Source organism: Allobosea sp. 05T439 (assembly GCF_056396005.1).
This window is the reverse complement of the sequence record NZ_JBFTKP010000036.1, coordinates 41,595-60,553: the sequence shown is the minus strand read 5'-3', so window position 1 is coordinate 60,553 and position 18,959 is coordinate 41,595. Positions and strand designations below refer to the sequence as shown.

Sequence of the window (18,959 nt, the reverse complement as noted above, 5' to 3'; positions counted from 1 at the left end):
GCCTGGTTCGGCCGTCTCGGCGTCACCGTCGAACGGGTGATGACCGATAACGGCTCGGCCTATCGCTCGAAGCTCTTCGCAGCCGCGCTCGCAAAGGCCGGCGCCCGCCATGTCCGCACCCGGCCCTACACCCCGCGAACCAACGGCAAGGCCGAGCGCTTCATCCAGACCAGTTTGCGTGAATGGGCCTATGCAAGACCCTATCAGAGCTCGGCAGAGCGCCACGCCGCCATCGGACCATGGGCCGACAACTACAACCTCTCCCGCCCTCACTCAGCCCTCGGCGGAAAGCCGCCATGGACAAGACTGAACAACCATCTTGGAAACGACATCTAGGCAACAATCTGGGCGAGATTGCTGCGACGAGGCGGCGAACGCTACGGAATGAGGACCGTCGAGCCCGTCGTGCCGCGGCTCTCCAGCGTGCGATGTGCCTCGGCTGCATCCTTCATCGGGAAGGTCGCGTTCACCGGTATCGTGACCTTGCCCGAGGTGACGGCGCCGAACAGGTTCTTCGCCATCTCGACCATCGTTTCGCGCTTTGCGGTGTGGGAGTTCAGTGTCGGACGGGTGACGTAGAGCGAGCCCTTTGCAGCCAGGATGCCGAGATTGAACGCTTCGACCGCGCCCGACGCATTGCCGAAGCTCGCAAGCACGCCAAAGGGCTTGAGCGAGTCGAGCGAGGCCATGAACGTGTCCTTGCCGACGCCGTCATAGACCACGTCGCAGAGCTTTCCGCCGGTGATGTCCTTGACCCGCGCCGCGACATTCTCGTCACGGTAGAGAATGACCTCGTCGGCACCATGCGCCTTGGCGAGCTCGGCCTTGTCCCTGGAGCCTGCGGTGCCGATCACGGTCGCGCCGAGCGCCTTGCCCCACTGGCACAGAATCAGGCCGGTGCCGCCAGCGGCAGCATGCACAAGGATCGTGTCGCCCGGCTTCACCTTGTAGGTCCGGTGCAGCAGATATTCGGCGGTCAGGCCCTTCAGCATCATGCTGGCCGCAGCCTCAAAGGAGATCGCAGCCGGCAGAGCCACCGTCGATGCCGCCGCCACGATGCGCTCCTCGGCATAGGCTCCGAGCGTCGCAACGCAGGCGACGCGGTCGCCCGGCTTGAACTCGGTGACATCGGGGCCGACGGCAAGGACGTCACCGGCCGACTCGTTGCCCAGCACGAAGGGCAGCTTGGGGGCCGCGTAAAGGCCCGATCGAAAATAGGTATCGATGAAGTTGAGGCCGATCGCGCGGTTCCTCACCAGCAGCTCGCCTGGCCCGGGCGCCGGCAACGCAACGTCCTCGTATTTCAGAACCTCGGGTCCGCCGGTCTGGTGAACGCGTATCGCCTTGACCATTGACATTGCTCCATCACGTGAAGGCCGGACCATAGGGACTTGCATCGCATCAACGCAACGGCCGGACTGCTGGGCGGGTCGGCGCCCAACGCCGGGTCGGCAGATGATGGTGCGGGATCGGGGCGCGGCATGAACGCTTCCGTCCTTCGTCAGGGCCCATTTCACGCAGTMTCTGTGCGGGGCTGCGACGCAGCGCGGACTGGCCAGACGCCTTCGGGTCGGCTAGCCAAGTGCCATGACTTCGCGTGCTACGCTCCCGCATTCTGATCAGGCCGAGATCGCCATCATTGGCGCCGGCGCCGTTGGGCTGGCCGCCGCGCTCGCTTGTGCGGCAGATGGCTGGCAGGTCACCGTATTCGGCCGCCCGGTCGCCCCGCGAGACGGTCGCACCGTGGCGCTGCTCGACGGCTCCTGGCGGATGCTCGCCGAGCTCGGCCTGCTCCCGGCCCTCGACGGCAAGGCTGCTCCGCTCGCGGTGATGCGCCTTGTCGATGACACCGGCAGCCTGTTCCGGCAGCCACCGGTCGAGTTCTACGCGTCCGAACTCGGGCTCGACGCTTTCGGCTGGAATGTCGAGAATGCCGATCTCGTTGCGGCGCTGGCCGAGCATGTCCAGGCCAACCCGAACATCCGGAGCGTGCCCCATATGGTTTCGGCGATCGAAGCCCAAGATGATGCGGTCAGGATCTCCGGAGCCGAGTTCGAGCCCTTCTGCGCCCGGCTGGTGATCGGCGCCGATGGTCGCCAATCCCGCGTGCGGGACGCTGCCGGTATCACCACCAGGGACTGGCGCTATCCGCAGATCGCCTTGACGGCGATCCTCGGCCATCGCCGCGACCATCGCGAGACCTCGACGGAATTCCACACGCGCAGCGGCCCCTGCACGCTCGTTCCCCTGCCCGGCCACCGCTCTTCGCTGGTCTGGATGCTCGAGCCGAGAGAGGCCGAGCGGATCGCCGCGCTGGACGATGCCACGTTCGCCCGCAGCGTCGAGAGGCAGACGCATTCCCTGCTCGGGGCCATGACCGTCGAGGGGGCGCGTGGGCGCGTTCCCATGGGCGGCCTCTCGGTAACACGTTTCGGGGCGAACCGGATGGCATTGATCGGGGAAGCGGCCCATGTCTTCCCGCCGATCGGCGCTCAGGGGCTCAATCTCGGTTTGCGCGACGTCGCAGCCCTGCGTCGCGTCCTGCATGACGCCGAAGACCCGGGCAGCGACGCGGTGATTGCCGCCTATGATTCGGCGCGGCAGACGGATGTGCGGCTGCGTACCGGTGCGGTCGATGCGCTGAACCGGACCTTGCTGACCGACCTGCTCCCCGCCGACCTAATGCGTGGCGCCGGCCTGCTCGCGCTCTCGCAGATCGGGCCGTTGCGCCGGATCGTCATGCGCCAGGGCCTGGCTGGCGGCATGGCCAACTGAGCGGCCCGCGATCAGTCGCCCCTGTCGGGTTCTGTCTGCAGCAACTCCTGATCACCACCGCTCGACGGCACGCGCAGCAGTGCGGGCGCGTGCTCCCGGAAAACCGGGGCCAGTGGCAAGGGGGTCGAGACAAGGCGCCTGCCTCCCGGCTCCTCCGCCTGGTTGTCGAGCTGGCCGCGCGCAGTCAGGTGCGGGTCGGCCAGCGCCTCCTCGAGGCTGCGCACGACCGTGCAGCAGCAATCGCGCGGCTCGAGATAGCTCCGCCAGTACGACGCCGGTTCCGATGCGATGATGGAGGCGATCGCGGAGCGCGTCGCCTCCGGATTCATCCGATCATCGCTCAAGCCGGGATCGAGCGAGATCGCCTCGCAAAAGACCTCCCAGAATTTCTGCTCCAGGGCTCCAACCGCGAGAAACCAGCCATCGCCGGTGGCATAGAGCCCGTAGCGCGGGCTTCCCCCGGTCAGGAGCCCCTCGCCGCCTTCCGGCCAGTTTCCCGTCACCTGCCCTTGGGCAAGGCTGTACCAGGTGAAGGTCGGCATAGCGTCGCTCATCGCGATGTCGAGATGGCAGCCTCGACCGGTGCGCTCGCGCTGGCGCAGCGCCAGCAGAATGTTGAGCGCCGCCGGCATCGCCCCGCCTGCGATATCGGCAACGAGCGTCGGCGGCAGCKGCGGAGGCTCGCCACGCTTCAGCGATTGCCCGAGCAGCCCGCCGATCGCCTGGTAATTGATATCGTGCCCGGCATCCTGGGAGCGCGGCCCGGTCTGGCCATAGCCGCTGATCGAGCAATAGATCAGCCGGGGATTGATCATGTGGAGGGCTTCGAAACCGAGACCGAGCCGCTCCATCACGCCAGGGCGGAACTGTTCGATCAGGATGTCGGCGCGCTCGACCAGAGGGCGCAGCAATTCGGCGGAATCGGAGGATTTCAGGTCGATCTCGATGCTCTTCTTGCCGCGGTTGAGCGCAGCGAATGGAGCCGAGGTCTCGCCGAAGCGCGGTGGGAAGCGGCGGAGGTCCTCACCACCCGGCCGCTCGATCCGGATGATCTCGGCACCCGCCTCGGCCAGAAACAGGCTCGCGAGCGGGCCCGGCAGCAAAGTCGAGAAATCCAGAACCAGAAGGTCGTCGAGCGGCAGCATCGCGATCCCGGGGATTGGACGGGCGCAGGGCAGCCGTCAGGGAAACAGGTCTGCCGCCATCCTGCCCGTCTTCACCAGCCACAGGAAGCCCGTCAGCGTCACCATCGAGACGATGGTGCCGACGAGGATGCAGGCCGAGGCGCGCTCGACGCCGACCTTGTACTGCGTCGAGATCACGAAGATGTTCAGGGCCGGCGGCAGCGCCGCCATGATCACCGCCGCATAGACCCAGGGGTCGGCGAAATTTCCGAGCGCCGAGAGCAGCACCCAGACCAGCAGCGGGTGGAGGACGAGCTTKACCGCGACCAGGGCCGGCACTTCCGCGGGCATCGACCTCATCGGCCGCAGCGCCACCGTGACGCCGAGCAGGAACAGCGCGCAGGGAGCCGCCGCCTGCGACAGCCAGAGCGTCATCTTGTCGAGCGCAGTCGGCAATTCGAGCTTGGTGTAGCTCGCGATCACGCCGGCCAGGGTCGCGAGATTGAAGGGGTGCGTCACCACCTTCCAGAGCACCTCGCCGGCTGTCGCGAGAAAGCCCTTCTTCTCGACGCCGGCCAGGGCCATCAGGAAGGGCACCAGCGAGAACAGCAGAATATTGTCGAAGACAAAGATCAGCGCCACCGGCGCGCTCGCGACCGGCCCGAGCGCGGCCAGGATCAACGGTGGGCCCATATAGCCGATATTCGAGTAGGAGCCGGCGACCGCCTGCATCACCGCCTGGGGCATATGCCCGTGCGTGGATTTCAAGCCGATGAGGAAGGAGAGCGAGAAGACGCAGAAGGTGGCGAGCGTCGTGGCGCCGACAAAGCCCCAGTTCGAGAGCTCGCTCAGCGGCTTGTCGGCAATCAGGCGGTAGAACAGCGCCGGGAGGGCGATGTAGATCAGGAAGTACTGCATCCACGCCAGCCCCTCTTCCGGGAGCCGCTTGTAGCGCCCGACAGCGAAGCCAAGGACGATCAGGCCGAAGAACGGCGCGACCAGATTGAACAGGCTGGCAAGTTCGGCCATACGCGCTGGAACCTCGGGCGGGTGCACCTCCCGGGTAACAGGCAGGCGCATCGCGGCGGTGTAGCGGGTCGAGGGCCAACGGCAAAGCCGCGCAGCGCATCGCTCGCAGCCCGGCAATGCAACAGGCATGAATGCCTAGGAATATTGTCTGACGCGCGCGCTGGAATTTCATCCTAGGCTATCATTCTCAGTTCGACGCCCGGCGCGCTGCGAAAACCMAATGGACGGGCGCTGCATGGTCCGGCACATTCGCTGCAACGCACCATGGAGCCCACCATGCCAACCAAGACGCCGCGCCAGTTCTTCCGCCCGCTCGCCATCGGCGCGCCGGAGCCCTTGCGGGAGCTGCCGCTGAAACTGGAGCGCATGATCCATTTCGTGCCGCCACATCTTGAAAAGATCCGCGCCAAGGTCGGGGAACTCGCCGGTCAGGTCGATATCGTGCTCGGCAATCTCGAGGATGCGATCCCGGTCGACGCCAAGACGGCTGCGCGCGACGGATTCATCATGATGGCCAAGTCCGTCGATTTCGGCGCGACCGGCCTATGGACGCGGGTCAACGCCCTGAACTCGCCCTGGTTTCTCGATGATATCAGCACGATCATGTCCGAGGTCGGCGGCAAGCTCGATGTCGTAATGGTGCCAAAGGTCGAGGGGCCCTGGGACATCCATTATGTCGATCAGCTGCTCGCCCAGTTCGAAGCGCGGCATCAGCTCCGCAAGCCGATCCTGATCCATGCCATTCTTGAAACAGCCGAAGGCGTGAAGAATGTCGAGGCCATCGCCACGGCCTCCCCCCGCATGCACGGCATGAGCCTTGGCCCAGCCGATCTGGCCGCTTCGCGCGCCATGAAGACGACGCGCGTCGGCGGCGGGCACCCCGAGTACAAGGTGATCGCCGACCCCTCCCCCGAAGGCGGCGCTCGCGCCGTCGCTCAGCAGGATCTCTGGCATTATACGCTGGCGAAGATGGTCGACGCCTGCGCGTCGGCCGGGTTGAAGCCCTTTTACGGCCCTTTCGGCGACTTCTCGGATGCAGCCGCCTGCGAAGCCCAGTTCCGCAACGCCTTCCTGCTCGGTTGCGCCGGCGCCTGGACCTTGCATCCCTCGCAGATCGAGATCGCCAAGCGCGTCTTCAGCCCGGATCCCGGAGAGGTCGCGTTCGCCCGACGCATCCTGGAAGCCATGCCCGACGGCTCGGGCGCGGTCATGATCGACGGCAAGATGCAGGACGACGCCACCTGGAAACAGGCCAAGGTCATCGTCGATCTGGCCCACCAGGTTGCCGCTCGCGATCCGGCTCTCGCCGAGCGCTATGGATTGCCGCCGAACTAGCGACTTTCAGCCGTTGATCTTGACCTATTTGCGACGCAATCCTACCGCATGCGCGAGATGGCGACGTTAGCCGGCAGTATGAGAGCCTGCCGGCTTGAGGACGGATCAAGGCGAGACATGGAAGCGCGTTCAGCGAAATTCCGGATCGGGCAGGTGGTGAAACACCGTGTCTATCCGTTCCGAGGGGTGATTTTCGACGTCGACCCCACCTTCTCCAATACGGAGGAATGGTGGCTGGCGATCCCGGAGAACCTGCGCCCGTCGAAGGACCAACCATTCTACCATCTCTTCGCGGAGAACGAGGAGACGGAATATGTCGCCTATGTTTCCGAGCAAAATCTCGTGATCGACGAATCCGGCCGGCCGATCCGCCATCCGCAGGCCAAGGAGTTCTTCAGGCGCGACCGCAAGGGCCGCTATCTCATCGACAAGGCCGACCTGAACTGATCCCGCCGCCCGACGCCATTGGAGTGCCCGCCCGAAAAGTGGGTTCCGGCTCTCGGGAAAGCTGATGCAAACGCAGAAGGCCCATGAAAAAGGCCGGCCCCGAGGGGCCGGCCTTTTCTGTTTGTGCGAACGGCAACCCGATCAGGGCTTGGGAGCAGCCGGAGCGCCGGGAGCGGGAGTCGCGCCGGGAGCCGCCGGAGCGCCCGGAGCCGCATTGGCTCCGCCGCCGCCAAGACGCTGGCGCAGCTCTTCCTGGCGCTTGGACAATTCGTCCTGCAGTTGCTTCTGCTGTTCTTCCAGCACCTTCGGGTCGATCGGGGCGCCATCGAAGCCCTTGCCGAAATCGGCAAGCGGAATCGAGAAGGTCACCTCGCGGCCGGTCTGATTCTGCACGCTGATATTGAGCGTATTGCCCTTCTTCATCGCGTTGATKACATCGTCCTTCACCTGCGCCTCGGCGAAGCAGCCGTTCGGGAAGCAGATGGCGTAACGGCCGGGCACCGGCTGCGCCGCGTCTACGCCGAAGCGGACACCAGGCTGCAGCATCAGGCCGAGCGGCATCAGGAAGCGCACAATCCGGGTCGCGTCGCCCTTGACGTCATAGACGGCAACCGCAAGCACCGGCTGGCCCTGATCCGAGACGAAATCGCGCGTCGTGTAGCAGATTTCCTTGTTGGCGGCCTGATCCTTGCCGCAAACCTTGGTCCAGCTGGTCTGAGACGGCTCCGGCTTGACCTGAACGACGGTGGGACCACCCTGCTGAGCTTGTCCGGCCGGCGGCTGCGCGGGCTGCTGCTGAGCCGGTGGCTGGGCCGGGCGCTGGGCGGGACGCTGCTGCTGAGCGAAGGCGGCGACCGGGCTGAGGCCGATCACGGCGCTCATGGCCAGGCCGAACGCTCGGGCGGACAGGCGCTGAGACGGGCTGAACGAAGCGGTCATATGGTTTTCCTTACCAGGCGAATCTCGAAACACGACTTCGCAAGCCGCGCGCATCATTGTCGACGGGCTCAATCGCTTACGCGCGCCAGCCCCTGGAAGGCCGTGCACATCGGTTGCGATTGCGGCGTTTGAATGACACCTCGCGCTGCGTTTAGCGAGTTCTGCTGCAGGTTTCCAGTCTGAACAGCTTACGTGACGGCCGGCAAGCCGTGTTATTCTTGCCGCTGGGAATCAGGTCAGGCAATGGGTTCATATCTTGCGCCGGCTGCAGCGATTGGCGTTGCGGTACGGCATATCTTCGCAATTCTTGCCGCCGTTCTGGCGGCGGGCGCGGTTGCGCGCGCCGAATCGCCATCGGTCGATCATGCCATCGCCATGCATGGCGAGCCCGCCCTGGCGAAGGGCTTTGCGCATTTGCCCTATGCCGATCCGGCCGCTCCCAAGGGGGGGCGAATCATTTTTGGCCTGCAGGGCACCTTCGACAGCCTGAATCCGCTCGTGGTGCTCGGCGTCGCCCCGGACGCCGTGCCCCGCTATGTGCAGCAGAGCTTGCTCTTCCGCTCGGCTGACGAGCCCTTCACGTCCTATGGCCTGCTGGCGAGCAAGATCGAGCTCAATGACGACCGCACGCGGCTCGCCTTCGAGATCGATCCGCGGGCCACCTTTTCGGATGGCCAGCCAGTCACTGCCGAAGATGTGCGCTTCACCTTCGACATGCTGAGGACCAAGGGCAAGCCGTTCCACCGCTCCAGTCTCGGGCGCGTGACCAAGGTCGCAGTGCCCACGCTGCGCCGGATCGAGTTCGAGCTCGGCGACGGCTCCAATCGCGAATTGCCGCTGGTGATCGGCGCCATGCCGATCTTCGCCAAGCACGCGACCAATGCGGAAACCTTCGCAGAGACCAGCTTCAAGCCCGCTCTCGGCTCCGGTCCCTATCTCGTGAGTGACGTGAAGCCGGGCGAGGCACTGACCTTGAAGCGCCGCAGCGGCTTCTGGGCCGAGGATCATCCGCTGACCCGCGGTCTCTTCAATGCCGACGAGATCCGCTACGATTTCTATCGAGACGCCAATACGCTCTTCGAAGCGTTCAAGGCCGGCCTCTACGATATCCGTCTCGAAGGGGACCCGACACGCTGGATGACGGGCTATGATGTTCCCGCCGTGCGCGATGGCCGCATCGTCCGGGAGGCGCTGCGCTTCGAGGCGCCGAAGGGCATGACGGGCTTCGTCTTCAACACGCGCCGCACGGTCTTCGCCGATGTCAGGGTGCGCGAGGCGCTCGGCATCCTGTTCGACTTCGAATGGGCCAACCGCAATCTGTTCCATGGCGTCTATCGACGGGCCGGCAGCTTCTTCGCGGATTCGGAGCTCTCCGCGCTCGGAGTGGCGGCGGATGCGCGCGAGAAGGCACTGCTCGCAGGCTTCCCCGGGGCCGTCCGGGAGGACGTTCTCGCGGGAACCTGGATGCCCTCGGCGACCGACGGTTCCGGCCGTGACCGCGATCAGGCGCGCAAGGCGCTCGATCTGCTGCAGAGCGCTGGTTACGCACTTCAGGACGGCGTGCTGCGCCAGAGCAAGAACGGCGAGGCGCTGAGCTTCGAGATCACCGTCACCAGCCGGCCGCAGGAGCGGCTTGCGCTGAACTATGCGAAGTCGCTGACCAGGCTCGGCATCGCCGTCACGGTCAGGTTGATCGACGACGTGCAGTATTGGCGCCGCCTTTCCACCTTCGATTTCGACATGATCCAGTGGACATGGCCGGCCTCGGCCTCTCCCGGCAACGAGCAGGTCGGGCGCTGGGATTCGAGCAATGCCGAGCGCAAGGGCTCGTTGAACTATGCAGGCGTGAAATCGCCGGCCGTCGACGCGGTATTGAAAACGCTGCTCTCCGCCCGCGAACGCGCCGATTTCGTTGCCTCGGTGCGCACGCTCGACCGGCTGCTGATCTCCGGGTTCTATGTCGTGCCGCTCTATTATTTGCCCGAGACCTGGCTCGCTCGTTCACGCGATGTCGTGCTGCCGGCCCGCAGGCCGGCCTATTTCCTGTCCACCGAAGTTCTGGCCCGCGTCCCGGCGCCGCCCGCTCCGGCGAACTGAAGGATCGTCGATGCGGGCTGACTACGACGACGCTGCTGCCCTGCTAGACGGCCTCGATCTCGATACTTTGCTGAAGGCCCTGGTGCGCAGCCGCGGCTACGAGGCGGCGCTGCGCGATCCCCCCGGACGCCGCAGCTGGAGCGACGAGCAGCCGCGCTCCCTCAGTTTCGTGGACCTGGACGACCGGGTTTCGCGCCTCGCCGGGCTTCTGAGCACCAATCATGCCCAGCCCGGCGCGAGCGTCGCGATCCTTGCACCGCTGGGGCCCGAGGCACTGGTTTCCATTCTGGCCGCCTTGCGCTCCGGCCTCTCGCCGCTGATGTTGCCGCTGCACGCCAATGAGCTGGATCTGCTCCGGTTGATCGAGGCATCGGGGGCGGTGATGGCCCTCGGCGCCGGCCGCATCGGGCACGTTCGCCCATTGCTGATGCTGCGGACACTTGCCATGCGTGCCTTCGGAACGCGCTTCGTCGGCGGTTTCGGCCGTGACATTCCCGACGGCGTCGCTCCGCTCGATACCCTGATTGCGAATGGCGTGCGCCACCCCCTGCCGGAATCGACGGAACGCCCGGCCCTCCAGGTCGTCGACAGCAGGAGCTTTGCGGGACCGCAGGCCATCTCGGAACGCGCATTGCTGAGCAAGGCGCTGGAGATTTCGCGCCTGCTGAAACCGCTGGCCTCGTCACGGATCATCACCACGCTGGTCGGCGGGGACCTCGCCGCGCTCGCCTCCGGGCCCGGTATGGCGATCCTGACAGGTGTCGAGCTGCTGCCGCTTGGCCTGTTCAGCCTCGGCGACCTGCATGCCTGCCTCGAAGGAGGCAGAAAGGCACATCTGGTGCTTCCCGGCGCCATGGAGCCAGCCTTGGCACGTTCGAAACTGGCGAGCCACCCTGCCCTCGCCAGCCTGGTCTTCGTGCAACGGCCAGGCGAGACGCGCGCCTATCCGGCCATCGATCGCCCCGACCTCGCGATTGTCGATGTCGATGTACGCTCGGCGACCGAGGTCGATGTCAGCAGGCGTTAGGTCCCCGGACCCGGTATCGCATCGGGCCCGATGATCGAACCCTCTTTCCGGCCGATGCCTTAGCCCGCCGCGACCTCGTGCTCGCGGCCGAGCAGGCGGGCGAGCTGCTTCAGCCGCCCGGTGACCCGTTCGCTCGACAGCGCCTTAAGGTCTGCCGGGAAGCGCAGCACGAGCCGGCGGTCGACGCAGGTCAGCGAAATGCGGGTCAGGATATCGGGCATGCCCGCCGAAAGCAGATAGGCCACGCGGAACGTCGCCGCGAGCAGCAGCGCGCGTTCGAGCTGCCGGGGTGTCAGGAGGCGCCGCAGCTCGGATGCCACCGGCGTGTCGCTCTTGGCGCCGGCATAGCGATGGAACACGGCGAGCGCCAGKAAGGCGCGGCCGGGGTGATCCACGCCGTTGAAGGCGGCATGGGCAATGACATTGAGGCTCTGCTCGCCGCGATAGTCCGGATGGGCGCGCCAGCCGATATCCGAGAGCAGGCAGGCGACGTCCTGCAAGCGGCGGCTTGCCGCATCCTCATGCATGCCAGCGCTGGCGAAGAGCTTTGCGACCCAGGCAATCAGGTCGATCGCATGCCGCGGGTCGCGGGCCCTGAGCTGGTTGTAGTCCTGTGCCCCCTGAAGCAGCGGATCGATCCTGCGCTCCTCGTCGGGGAGCTGTTCGTGCAACAGTCCCTCGCGGACACCGTTGGCCGAAATCACAACAGACCTGGGACGGCCGCGCTTGATCAACTGGTCGAGCACCAGTGCGCCATAGGCCAGGAGCGGCCGGCGCGCCGAGGACACTGCTTCGATCGATTCCAGCACGGCGCTGTCGGCCCGCTCGACCAGCTTGGCGAATTCCGTCACGTCCCGCGCCGGCACGGTGTAGGCGTGCATCACGCTCAGCGGATAGACCGACTGGCGCTGATGCAACGTTGCGAGCGCACGCCAGGTGCCACCGACGGCGTAGAAATCGCGTCCGCGCATCGCGGCGAGCTGCGGCAGGTTGTCGAGTGCCTCGCGGACGATCTTCTCGGCGAGCTTGACCGAGCCTTTCGAGCGGTCGAGCAGCGCCAGCACGCCAATCGGCAGGCTGGCCCCCTCGCCCACCCGGTCGTTGTCGACGGCGGCAAGCTCAAGCGAGCCGCCGCCAAGGTCGCCGACGACGCCACGCGGTGCGTCAAAGCCCGAGATCACGCCGAGAGCCGACAAATAGGCTTCACGCCCCCCGGAGATCAGCTCGATCGGCTGGCCGATCGCCCGCTCGGCAAGCGCAATGAACGCAGGTCCATTGGCGGCGTCGCGTGCCGCAGCCGTCGCGATGACCCGGATATCGCGGACATGCATCGCCTCGCAGAGAATGCGGAAGCGCACGAGCGCGCCAAGCGCCTTCTCGATGGCGTCATCGGCAAGCCGCCCGGTTGTCGCGACCTGACGGCCGAGGCCGGCCATCTCCTTCTCGTTGAAGACCTGCGCCGGCGAACGCGACAGCATCTCGTAGACGACGAGACGCACCGAGTTCGAGCCGATATCGACGATGGCGAGCGTCTCGCCGAGGCTCAGCCGCCCCGGGATCAACGCCGGGTCAAGCCTTTCTGCCGGTCCGGCGCGCAAGGCTGCGGGGGCTTGAATTGGAGAGCGATTTTCCACGTCCGGACAAACTCGGATTGGTCATGAAATATTTGTGGGCGTTGAACGACTCGTCGCTCGGCGGCGGGACAATGCGTCTTGAGCCACCATCGGGCAAGATGGTCCAGCTTTGCTCGTTGTCGAGGAAATTCGCCAGCATGATCTGCTCCAGCAATTGCTGGTGCACCGTCGGATTCTGGATCGGGGTTAATGCCTCGACGCGCCGATCGAGATTCCGCGGCATCAGATCGGCCGAGGAAATATAGAGCTTGGCCTTGGCCGAGGGCAGGCCGAAGCCGGCGCCGAAGGCATAGATCCGGGTGTGCTCGAGGAAGCGTCCGACAATCGACTTGACCCGGATGTTCTCCGACAGCCCCGGAATTCCGGGTCTCAGGCAGCAGATGCCGCGCACGACGAAGTCGATCTCCACACCGGCCTGGCTCGCATCATAGAGCGCGTCGATGATCTCGGGGTCGACCAGCGAGTTGCACTTGCCCCAGATCGCACCCTTGCGGCCTGCCTTCACATGGGCAATCTCCTCGGCGATGTCGGACAGCAGGCGCTGTTTCAGCCCCACCGGTGAGACGGACATCTGCTCCAGCTCGGCCGGCTCCGCATAGCCGGTGATGAAGTTGAAGACGCGCGCGACGTCCTGCCCCATCACCGGATCGGCGGTGAAGAAGGAGACGTCGGTGTAGATGCGCGCCGTGATCGGGTGATAATTGCCGGTCGCGATATGGCAGTAGCTGACGAGTTGGCCGGCCTCGCGCCGCACCACCATCGAGAGCTTGGCGTGGGTCTTCAGCTCGATGAAGCCATAGACGACCTGCACGCCCGCGCGCTCCAGATCCTTGGCCCAGCGAATATTCGCCTCCTCGTCGAAGCGCGCCTTGAGCTCGACCAGGGCCGTCACCGACTTGCCCGCCTCGGCAGCCTCGGCCAGCGCCCTGACGATCGGCGAGTTCGATGAGGTGCGGTAGAGCGTCTGCTTGATGGCGACGACGTTGGGGTCATGCGCCGCCTGCTGCAGGAACTGCACGACGACGTCGAAGCTTTCATAGGGGTGGTGGACGAGCAGGTCCTTCTGGCGGATCGCGGCGAAGCAATCGCCGCCATGCTCGCGAATGCGCTCGGGGAAGCGGGCGTTGTACGGCTTGAACTTGAGGTCCGGCCGGTCGACGCCGACCAGCTGCGAGAGCTCGTTCAGCCCGATCATACCATCGACCTGGACGATCTCGTCGGGATCGACCTTCAGTTCGCGCACGATCAGCCGGTGCAGATGCGGCGGCATGCCGTCGCTGACCTCGAGACGGATGACGACGCCACGGCGGCGCTGCTTCAGCATCGTCTCGAAGACGCGGACCAGATCCTCGGCCTCCTCCTCGATATCGAGGTCGGAGTCGCGAATGACGCGAAACGAGCCGGTTCCCTTGACGTCGTAGCCAGGGAAGAGCTTGCCGATGAAGAGCGAGACGGTGTCTTCCAGCGTGATGAAGCGGTGCACGCCGTCGCGTGCCAGATCGGGCAGCTCGATGAAGCGGTCGATCTTCCCGGGAACCCGGATCAGCGCGTCGAGCTGCCGGCCATCGCTGATCCGCTCCAGCGCCAGCGCCAGCGTGAAGCCAAGGTTGGGGATGAAGGGAAAGGGATGCGCCGGGTCGATCGCCAATGGCGTCAGCACGGGGAAGAMGAGATGGAGGAAGTGGTCCTCGAGCCAGGTGCGGTGCTGCGCACCGATGTCCTTCGGCCCCAGCAGCACGATCCGATTATCGTCCAGCTCGCGCTTGAGTTCGACCCAGCGCGCCTGCTGGTCGGCGGTAAGATCGGCCGTCGCCTTGGCGATTTCGATCAGCTGCTCGGCCGGGGTCAATCCATCCTGGCTGGGCGTGACGACACCCGCCTTGAGCTGCTCGCGCAGGCCCGAGACGCGGACCATGAAGAACTCGTCGAGATTATTGGCAGAGATCGAGAGGAAGCGGAGCTGCTCCAGCAGAGGATGGTTGCGGTTCGACGCCTCCTCCATCACCCGACGGTTGAACTGCAGCCAGGACAGCTCGCGATTGACGAAGCGGGCCGGCGAATGGCGCAGACCGATGGGACCGACCTGAGGCGCGATGTCCGCGGCCTTCACGTTTGTCGGTTCGATATTCATGAGTTTCGCCCTCGTCTCGAACGCAAGCCGGGCCGAGATCGCCCGCCTGTCAAACTTGAAGCCATCCTAGCGTGACGCTTCGATGACGGGCGAGTGCTATTCCTGCGTTGCCTCGAACCAATTGCCTTCCCACGTGGTTTCCTTGCCATGCTGCGGCGAGTGGCCTACTTGCGCGGCGCCGGCTCGTCCTGTTTGGTGCCGCTGGACATGCGGCCCGTGCCGCACCGAAGCGGCGAATCCGCGCGAACCCCACAGAGAGCATTCTTGAGCGACAGCACTGCCCCTCATGATGATGGCGACATCGTCTACCCATCCGCCGTTCCCTTCGTGCTGGCGCATCTCGCCTGTTTCGGGGCGCTCTGGAGCGGTGTGACCTGKACCTCGGTCTGGCTCGCGATCGGGCTGTACTGGTTGCGGATGTTCGCGGTCACCGGTGGCTATCACCGCTATTTCTCACATCGCTCCTACAAGACCAGCCGCTTCGGGCAGTTCCTGCTCGCGCTGCTGGCCCAATCGACGGCGCAGAAGAGCGTGCTCTGGTGGGCCTCCAAGCACCGTCACCATCATCGCTATGCCGATACCGAGCATGACGTGCATTCGCCGGTCATGACATCCTTCGCCTATTCGCATGTCGGCTGGATCTTCAGCCGCGATCACAGCACCTTCGACGATTCAACGATTCAGGACCTGACGAAGTTCCCCGAATTGCGCCTTTTGCACCGTTTCGAGCTGGCGCCCGCGATCCTGCTTGCCGGCCTCTGCTTCGCGATCGGCGGCTGGGCCGGCCTGATCGTTGGCTTCTTCTGGTCGACGGTTGCGGTCTATCACGCGACATTCTGCATCAACTCGCTCGCGCATGTGCATGGCGACAAGGACTATGTGACCGGCGACGAGAGCCGCAACAACTGGTGGCTGGCGATCATCACCATGGGCGAAGGCTGGCACAACAACCACCACGCCTATCAGTACAGCGTGCGTCAGGGCTTCCGCTGGTGGCAGTGGGACCCGACCTATTACGTGATCCTCGGTCTCTCGAAGATCGGCGCGGTCTGGGACCTGAAGGCGCCGCCGCAGGCCGTCGTCGATCGTTCGCAGGCCCTGCCGCCGCGCGTCATCGAACGCTCTGCCGAGCGGCTTGCGGCTTCGGTGCCGCTGGACCGCGTCGTCAGCGCCTTCCGGGAAGCCTATGCGGCGAGCCCTGCCCTGTCGGAGCTGCATCTGCCGACGATGACGCTCGCCGATTTGCGCGAAGCGCTCGCCGAACTGCAGCAACGTGCGGGTGACCGGCTGGCCGAAATGCAGCAGCAGGCCCAGGACGCCGTTGCGCAATGGCATCTGCCGGTCCTGCCGAGCCGCGAGGAGCTCAGCGAGAAGGCGGCCGCGATGTTCGTGCGGACGCCCTCGCTCGACGCGATCGCAGCCCGTGCGCATGAACTTCTGATCGAGGCCATGCATGCACGCCTCGTTGGGCCGTCGGCCAAGTCGGCTTCGGAAGGCGCGGCCTGAACGTTCGATTCAGGACGCGTCCGCAGCCCGGACATAGACKAACGCCTCGGTCCCGGATCTGAGCCACACCGCAATCCGGCGCTAATCCGAGACCTCGTAGGAATCGGCCGCGGCGAGCTCCGCGGCTGTGATGTTGAAGACGGTTCCGGCCACTTCGTCGGCAGGATTGCCGGACCGGGTCACGATCGGATGATGCGTCTCGCGGCTGGTGGCGATCACCTCCGGATCGGTGATCTCGACCATTGTGCGGGCGAAGCCGACAAGGGCGTCGTCACGGCCTTCGAGCTCTCGGCCGAATGTGGCGAGCTGGACGTTCCTCTGGCGCAATGTGCCGTAGGAAAACAGCCGGATCTCACGTCCGTCGGCCATACCGCTCTCCTTCCAACCTGCCTGGCTGCGCTGCCTGTTCAGTTCGCATCATCCGGAAAGAGGTCCGCCAGGACCTCGCCGGCCAGGGCGCGCGTGACGCGCCGCCCGCGTTCCAGCGAAAGCCTGTCGAGCGCGTCGACCAGTGCACGCGCCGCGGCAAACGAGCGCTCCATCCGCAGCGTCAGCGCTTCGATGATGCCGGCATCGACGATGAGCTGCCGGTCGATGAAGAGCTTGACCAGCAGCGCCCGCAGCAGCGCATCGTCCGGCGGCGCGATCGTCGCATGGGGCGCCAGCCGCAGGCGCGACAACAGGTCGGGAATACGTACGCCCCATTGATCGGGAGCTGCGCGTGCGGTCAGCAGCAGCGAGCCGCGCTTCGCCTTGATCGCGTTCAAGAGGTGGAACAGGGCGGCTTCGTCGCGAGGCCGTCTGTCGCAATCCTCGACGACGAGCGCCCCTCCGGAGATCAGGTGCGGCACGTTCTCCTCGGTCACCTCGGAGACGGGCATGACCCAGGCATGGGCCGCCTTGGCCCAGATCGCCGCKAGATGGGTCTTTCCCGCCCCTTCCGGGCCAACCAGGCGCAGCCAGGCCTCGGGCCAGTGCGGCCAGGCCTCGATCATCCCATAGGCGGCTTCGTTGGACGGGCCGATCAGGAAATCCTCGACGCCGTGGCGGCTGTCGACGGGCAGGTCGAAGGCGAGCTGACGCGGGCGGCTTGTATGGTCAGACATCGGCTCCGAGACGCTTGCGGGCTTCGGCGGACTTCGAAACATCGCCGCCATGATAGATGTTGCTCGCCAGATACTGCCGAAGCGCGAAACGGCTCAAGACCCCGATGACTGCCGCCAAGGGAACCGCAAGCAGGAGCCCGACGAAGCCGAAGAGAGAGCCGAAGGCAAGCAGCGCGAACATCAGCCAGACCGGATGCACGCCGATCGAGTCGCCGACGAGCTTCGGCTGCAGGATGTTGCCTTCGATGAACTGACCGGCGGCAAAGACGCCGAGCGTCACCAACGGCCAAGTCCACTCCGGCCAGAACTGCACGATCGCGACGCCGACCGACAGCACGAGGCCCGTCAGCGAGCCGACATAGGGGATGAAGGAGAGGAAGCCGCTGATGATGCCGATGAGCGCGCCGAAGTTGACGCCGACGATGCTCAATCCGACGGCATAGAAGGTCCCGAGCAGGATGCAGAGCAGCGCCTGGCCGCGCAGGAAGCCGGCGATCGCCTTATCCATCTCGCTCAGCAGGCCGCGGATGGTGTCGCGATGGTCGAGCGGCAACCAGCTGTCGACGGTCGCGCACATGCGGTCCCAGTCGACCAGCAGATAGAAGGCGATGACGGGGGTCAGAACCAGCAGCGAGAACACGCCGATGATCGCGGTCCCCCCGGACCAGAGCGATTGCAGGACACTGCCGACCCATTTGGTTGCTTCGCCGACGAGATTTCCGAGTGAATTCTGGGCATCCTGGGCAAGCTTGCCACCACCCAGCTTCTCGAGGAGCGGCGCCCCCCGCTCCAGGATCAGCGTTTGCAGCTTGGCAGCGACCTCGGGCATCCGCGCAACGAAGCCGGCGAGCTGCTGGCCGAGCAAGGGCATGAGCAGCACGAGCGACAGCACGAAGATCAGAAGGAAGACGATCAGGATGACAATCGTCGCGGCCAGACGGCTCATTCCGAGCCGCTCGAGCCGATCCGCAAGGGGGTCGAGCAGATAGGCCAGCGCCAGCGCCGCGATGAATGGCAGCAGCACGTCGCGCAGCAAGACCAGGCACAGCACGAAGACTGCGAGCGAGATCAGCCAGAAACCGATTTGGCGTTGCAACGACATGAACAGGCAGTCCCCGGCGGATTCCGCGATGCGAGATCATCGACCGCGTCCACGAAGATGGGTGAACACGAAGCAAGTTCCAAGCCGCAGCACTGAAACGGACGCAATCGCGCCCGCTCGCCGCAGGTCAGGCCGCCATATGGCGCAGCCAGAACGCGAGATAGGCCGCCATTGATCCCAGCGTCAATACGGCGACCAGGAGCTGGCCGACATCGATCGCCGGCCCGGGATCGACCCCGAAGGCCTTGCTCCCGAGCATCAGCGCGGCGAAAATGAGCTGTGCGGCCGTGTTGAGCTTGCTGACCACGAAAGGAGCGATCTCGACGGGTTTTTCCATCACCCAGGACAGGATCACGGCGGAGACGATCATCAGGTCGCGCGAGACCACCAGGACGACCAGCCAGACCGGGATAGCCCCGACCAGCGCAAGCGTGATGTAGATCGAGACGATCAACGCCTTGTCCGCGACGGGGTCGAGATAGGCGCCGAGCTCGCTGGTCATGCCGAAGCGCTTGGCGATGAATCCATCGACCGCGTCCGAGACGCCGGCCGCCACGAAGAGGATGAAGGCCGTCTCCCAGCGTCCATTGGTGATCATCACCACGACGAGCGGCACCAGAAACAGCCGGCCGATGGTGATGAGGTTGGGAAGGGTCATGCTCTTCCGGATTCGCAGCGCTGTCCTGTGCGAGGCTAGAGCCCGAAAC

The 18,959-nt window shown here is 65.4% G+C and carries 17 protein-coding genes; 7 read left to right on the top strand and 10 right to left on the bottom strand.

The genetic code is table 11. The features are described from left to right. A partial coding sequence (locus tag AC1DIO_RS28200) for an integrase core domain-containing protein (RefSeq protein WP_476854413.1) occupies positions 1-336 on the top strand: 336 nt, incomplete at its 5' end. 41 nt (positions 337-377) lie between these two features. Here the strand turns inward: AC1DIO_RS28200 and AC1DIO_RS28195 are convergent. Then, the gene (locus AC1DIO_RS28195) at positions 378-1,352 is read right to left on the bottom strand and encodes a quinone oxidoreductase family protein (protein ID WP_441491706.1); all 975 of its coding nucleotides are present in this window, start codon (positions 1,350-1,352) and stop codon (positions 378-380) included. Between the two features lie 235 nt (positions 1,353-1,587). Here AC1DIO_RS28195 and AC1DIO_RS28190 point away from each other — a divergent pair, with 235 nt between their 5' ends. Then, entirely contained in the window at positions 1,588-2,775 is a 1,188-nt protein-coding gene (locus AC1DIO_RS28190; protein WP_441507654.1) for a UbiH/UbiF family hydroxylase, read from the top strand. A gap of 11 nt (positions 2,776-2,786) precedes the next feature. Here the strand turns inward: AC1DIO_RS28190 and AC1DIO_RS28185 are convergent, their stop codons facing one another. Both AC1DIO_RS28185 and AC1DIO_RS28180 read right to left on the bottom strand, forming a co-directional pair. Continuing rightward, positions 2,787-3,920 (bottom strand): CaiB/BaiF CoA transferase family protein, encoded by a 1,134-nt coding sequence (locus AC1DIO_RS28185; RefSeq protein WP_476854412.1) that lies wholly within the window; start codon positions 3,918-3,920, stop codon positions 2,787-2,789. A 36-nt stretch (positions 3,921-3,956) separates the two neighbouring features. Beyond that, positions 3,957-4,928, bottom strand: a complete 972-nt coding sequence (locus AC1DIO_RS28180; protein ID WP_441491709.1) for an AEC family transporter — start codon at positions 4,926-4,928, stop codon at positions 3,957-3,959. 276 nt (positions 4,929-5,204) lie between these two features. Between AC1DIO_RS28180 and AC1DIO_RS28175 the strand changes: the two genes are divergently transcribed. Continuing rightward, entirely contained in the window at positions 5,205-6,263 is a 1,059-nt protein-coding gene (locus AC1DIO_RS28175) for an HpcH/HpaI aldolase/citrate lyase family protein (RefSeq protein ID WP_441507652.1), read from the top strand. A 117-nt stretch (positions 6,264-6,380) separates the two neighbouring features. After that, the gene (gene hspQ, locus AC1DIO_RS28170) at positions 6,381-6,710 is read left to right on the top strand and encodes a heat shock protein HspQ (RefSeq protein ID WP_043242591.1); all 330 of its coding nucleotides are present in this window, start codon (positions 6,381-6,383) and stop codon (positions 6,708-6,710) included. Positions 6,711-6,851: 141 nt separating this feature from the next. Here hspQ and AC1DIO_RS28165 read toward each other — a convergent pair whose 3' ends face one another. Next, positions 6,852-7,649, bottom strand: coding sequence for an invasion associated locus B family protein (locus AC1DIO_RS28165; protein ID WP_476776608.1), 798 nt, complete (start codon positions 7,647-7,649; stop codon positions 6,852-6,854). Between the two features lie 243 nt (positions 7,650-7,892). On the opposite strand from AC1DIO_RS28165, the gene AC1DIO_RS28160 reads away from it, so the two are divergent. Together AC1DIO_RS28160 and AC1DIO_RS28155 are read left to right on the top strand one after the other, a co-directional pair. Continuing rightward, entirely contained in the window at positions 7,893-9,746 is a 1,854-nt protein-coding gene (locus AC1DIO_RS28160; protein ID WP_441507651.1) for an extracellular solute-binding protein, read from the top strand. Between the two features lie 10 nt (positions 9,747-9,756). Beyond that, on the top strand, positions 9,757-10,773 hold the full coding sequence (locus AC1DIO_RS28155) for an AMP-binding protein (protein ID WP_441507650.1): 1,017 nt from the start codon (positions 9,757-9,759) through the stop codon (positions 10,771-10,773). A 59-nt stretch (positions 10,774-10,832) separates the two neighbouring features. Here AC1DIO_RS28155 and ppx read toward each other — a convergent pair whose 3' ends face one another. Both ppx and AC1DIO_RS28145 read right to left on the bottom strand, forming a co-directional pair. After that, a complete protein-coding gene (gene ppx, locus AC1DIO_RS28150) occupies positions 10,833-12,335 on the bottom strand; it encodes an exopolyphosphatase (RefSeq protein ID WP_476854411.1) in 1,503 nt (500 codons plus the stop codon). Between the two features lie 7 nt (positions 12,336-12,342). Beyond that, positions 12,343-14,538 carry an RNA degradosome polyphosphate kinase gene (locus AC1DIO_RS28145; protein WP_476854410.1) on the bottom strand — a complete coding sequence of 732 codons (2,196 nt, stop codon included), beginning with the start codon at positions 14,536-14,538 and terminating at the stop codon, positions 12,343-12,345. Between the two features lie 264 nt (positions 14,539-14,802). On the opposite strand from AC1DIO_RS28145, the gene AC1DIO_RS28140 reads away from it, so the two are divergent. Continuing rightward, on the top strand, positions 14,803-16,044 hold the full coding sequence (locus AC1DIO_RS28140; RefSeq protein WP_476854409.1) for an acyl-CoA desaturase: 1,242 nt from the start codon (positions 14,803-14,805) through the stop codon (positions 16,042-16,044). An 81-nt stretch (positions 16,045-16,125) separates the two neighbouring features. Here AC1DIO_RS28140 and AC1DIO_RS28135 read toward each other — a convergent pair whose 3' ends face one another. From AC1DIO_RS28135 to AC1DIO_RS28120, 4 genes are all read right to left on the bottom strand, one after another. Continuing rightward, on the bottom strand, positions 16,126-16,413 hold the full coding sequence (locus AC1DIO_RS28135; protein ID WP_476768665.1) for a gamma-glutamylcyclotransferase family protein: 288 nt from the start codon (positions 16,411-16,413) through the stop codon (positions 16,126-16,128). 38 nt (positions 16,414-16,451) lie between these two features. Continuing rightward, a complete protein-coding gene (locus AC1DIO_RS28130) occupies positions 16,452-17,150 on the bottom strand; it encodes a P-loop NTPase family protein (protein ID WP_476854408.1) in 699 nt (232 codons plus the stop codon). Further along, positions 17,143-18,252 carry an AI-2E family transporter gene (locus tag AC1DIO_RS28125; protein WP_441491719.1) on the bottom strand — a complete coding sequence of 370 codons (1,110 nt, stop codon included), beginning with the start codon at positions 18,250-18,252 and terminating at the stop codon, positions 17,143-17,145. Before AC1DIO_RS28125 ends, AC1DIO_RS28130 begins: the two co-directional genes overlap by 8 nt. A gap of 127 nt (positions 18,253-18,379) precedes the next feature. Beyond that, entirely contained in the window at positions 18,380-18,910 is a 531-nt protein-coding gene (locus tag AC1DIO_RS28120; RefSeq protein ID WP_441507644.1) for a CDP-alcohol phosphatidyltransferase family protein, read from the bottom strand. Positions 18,911-18,959 lie beyond the last annotated feature (49 nt).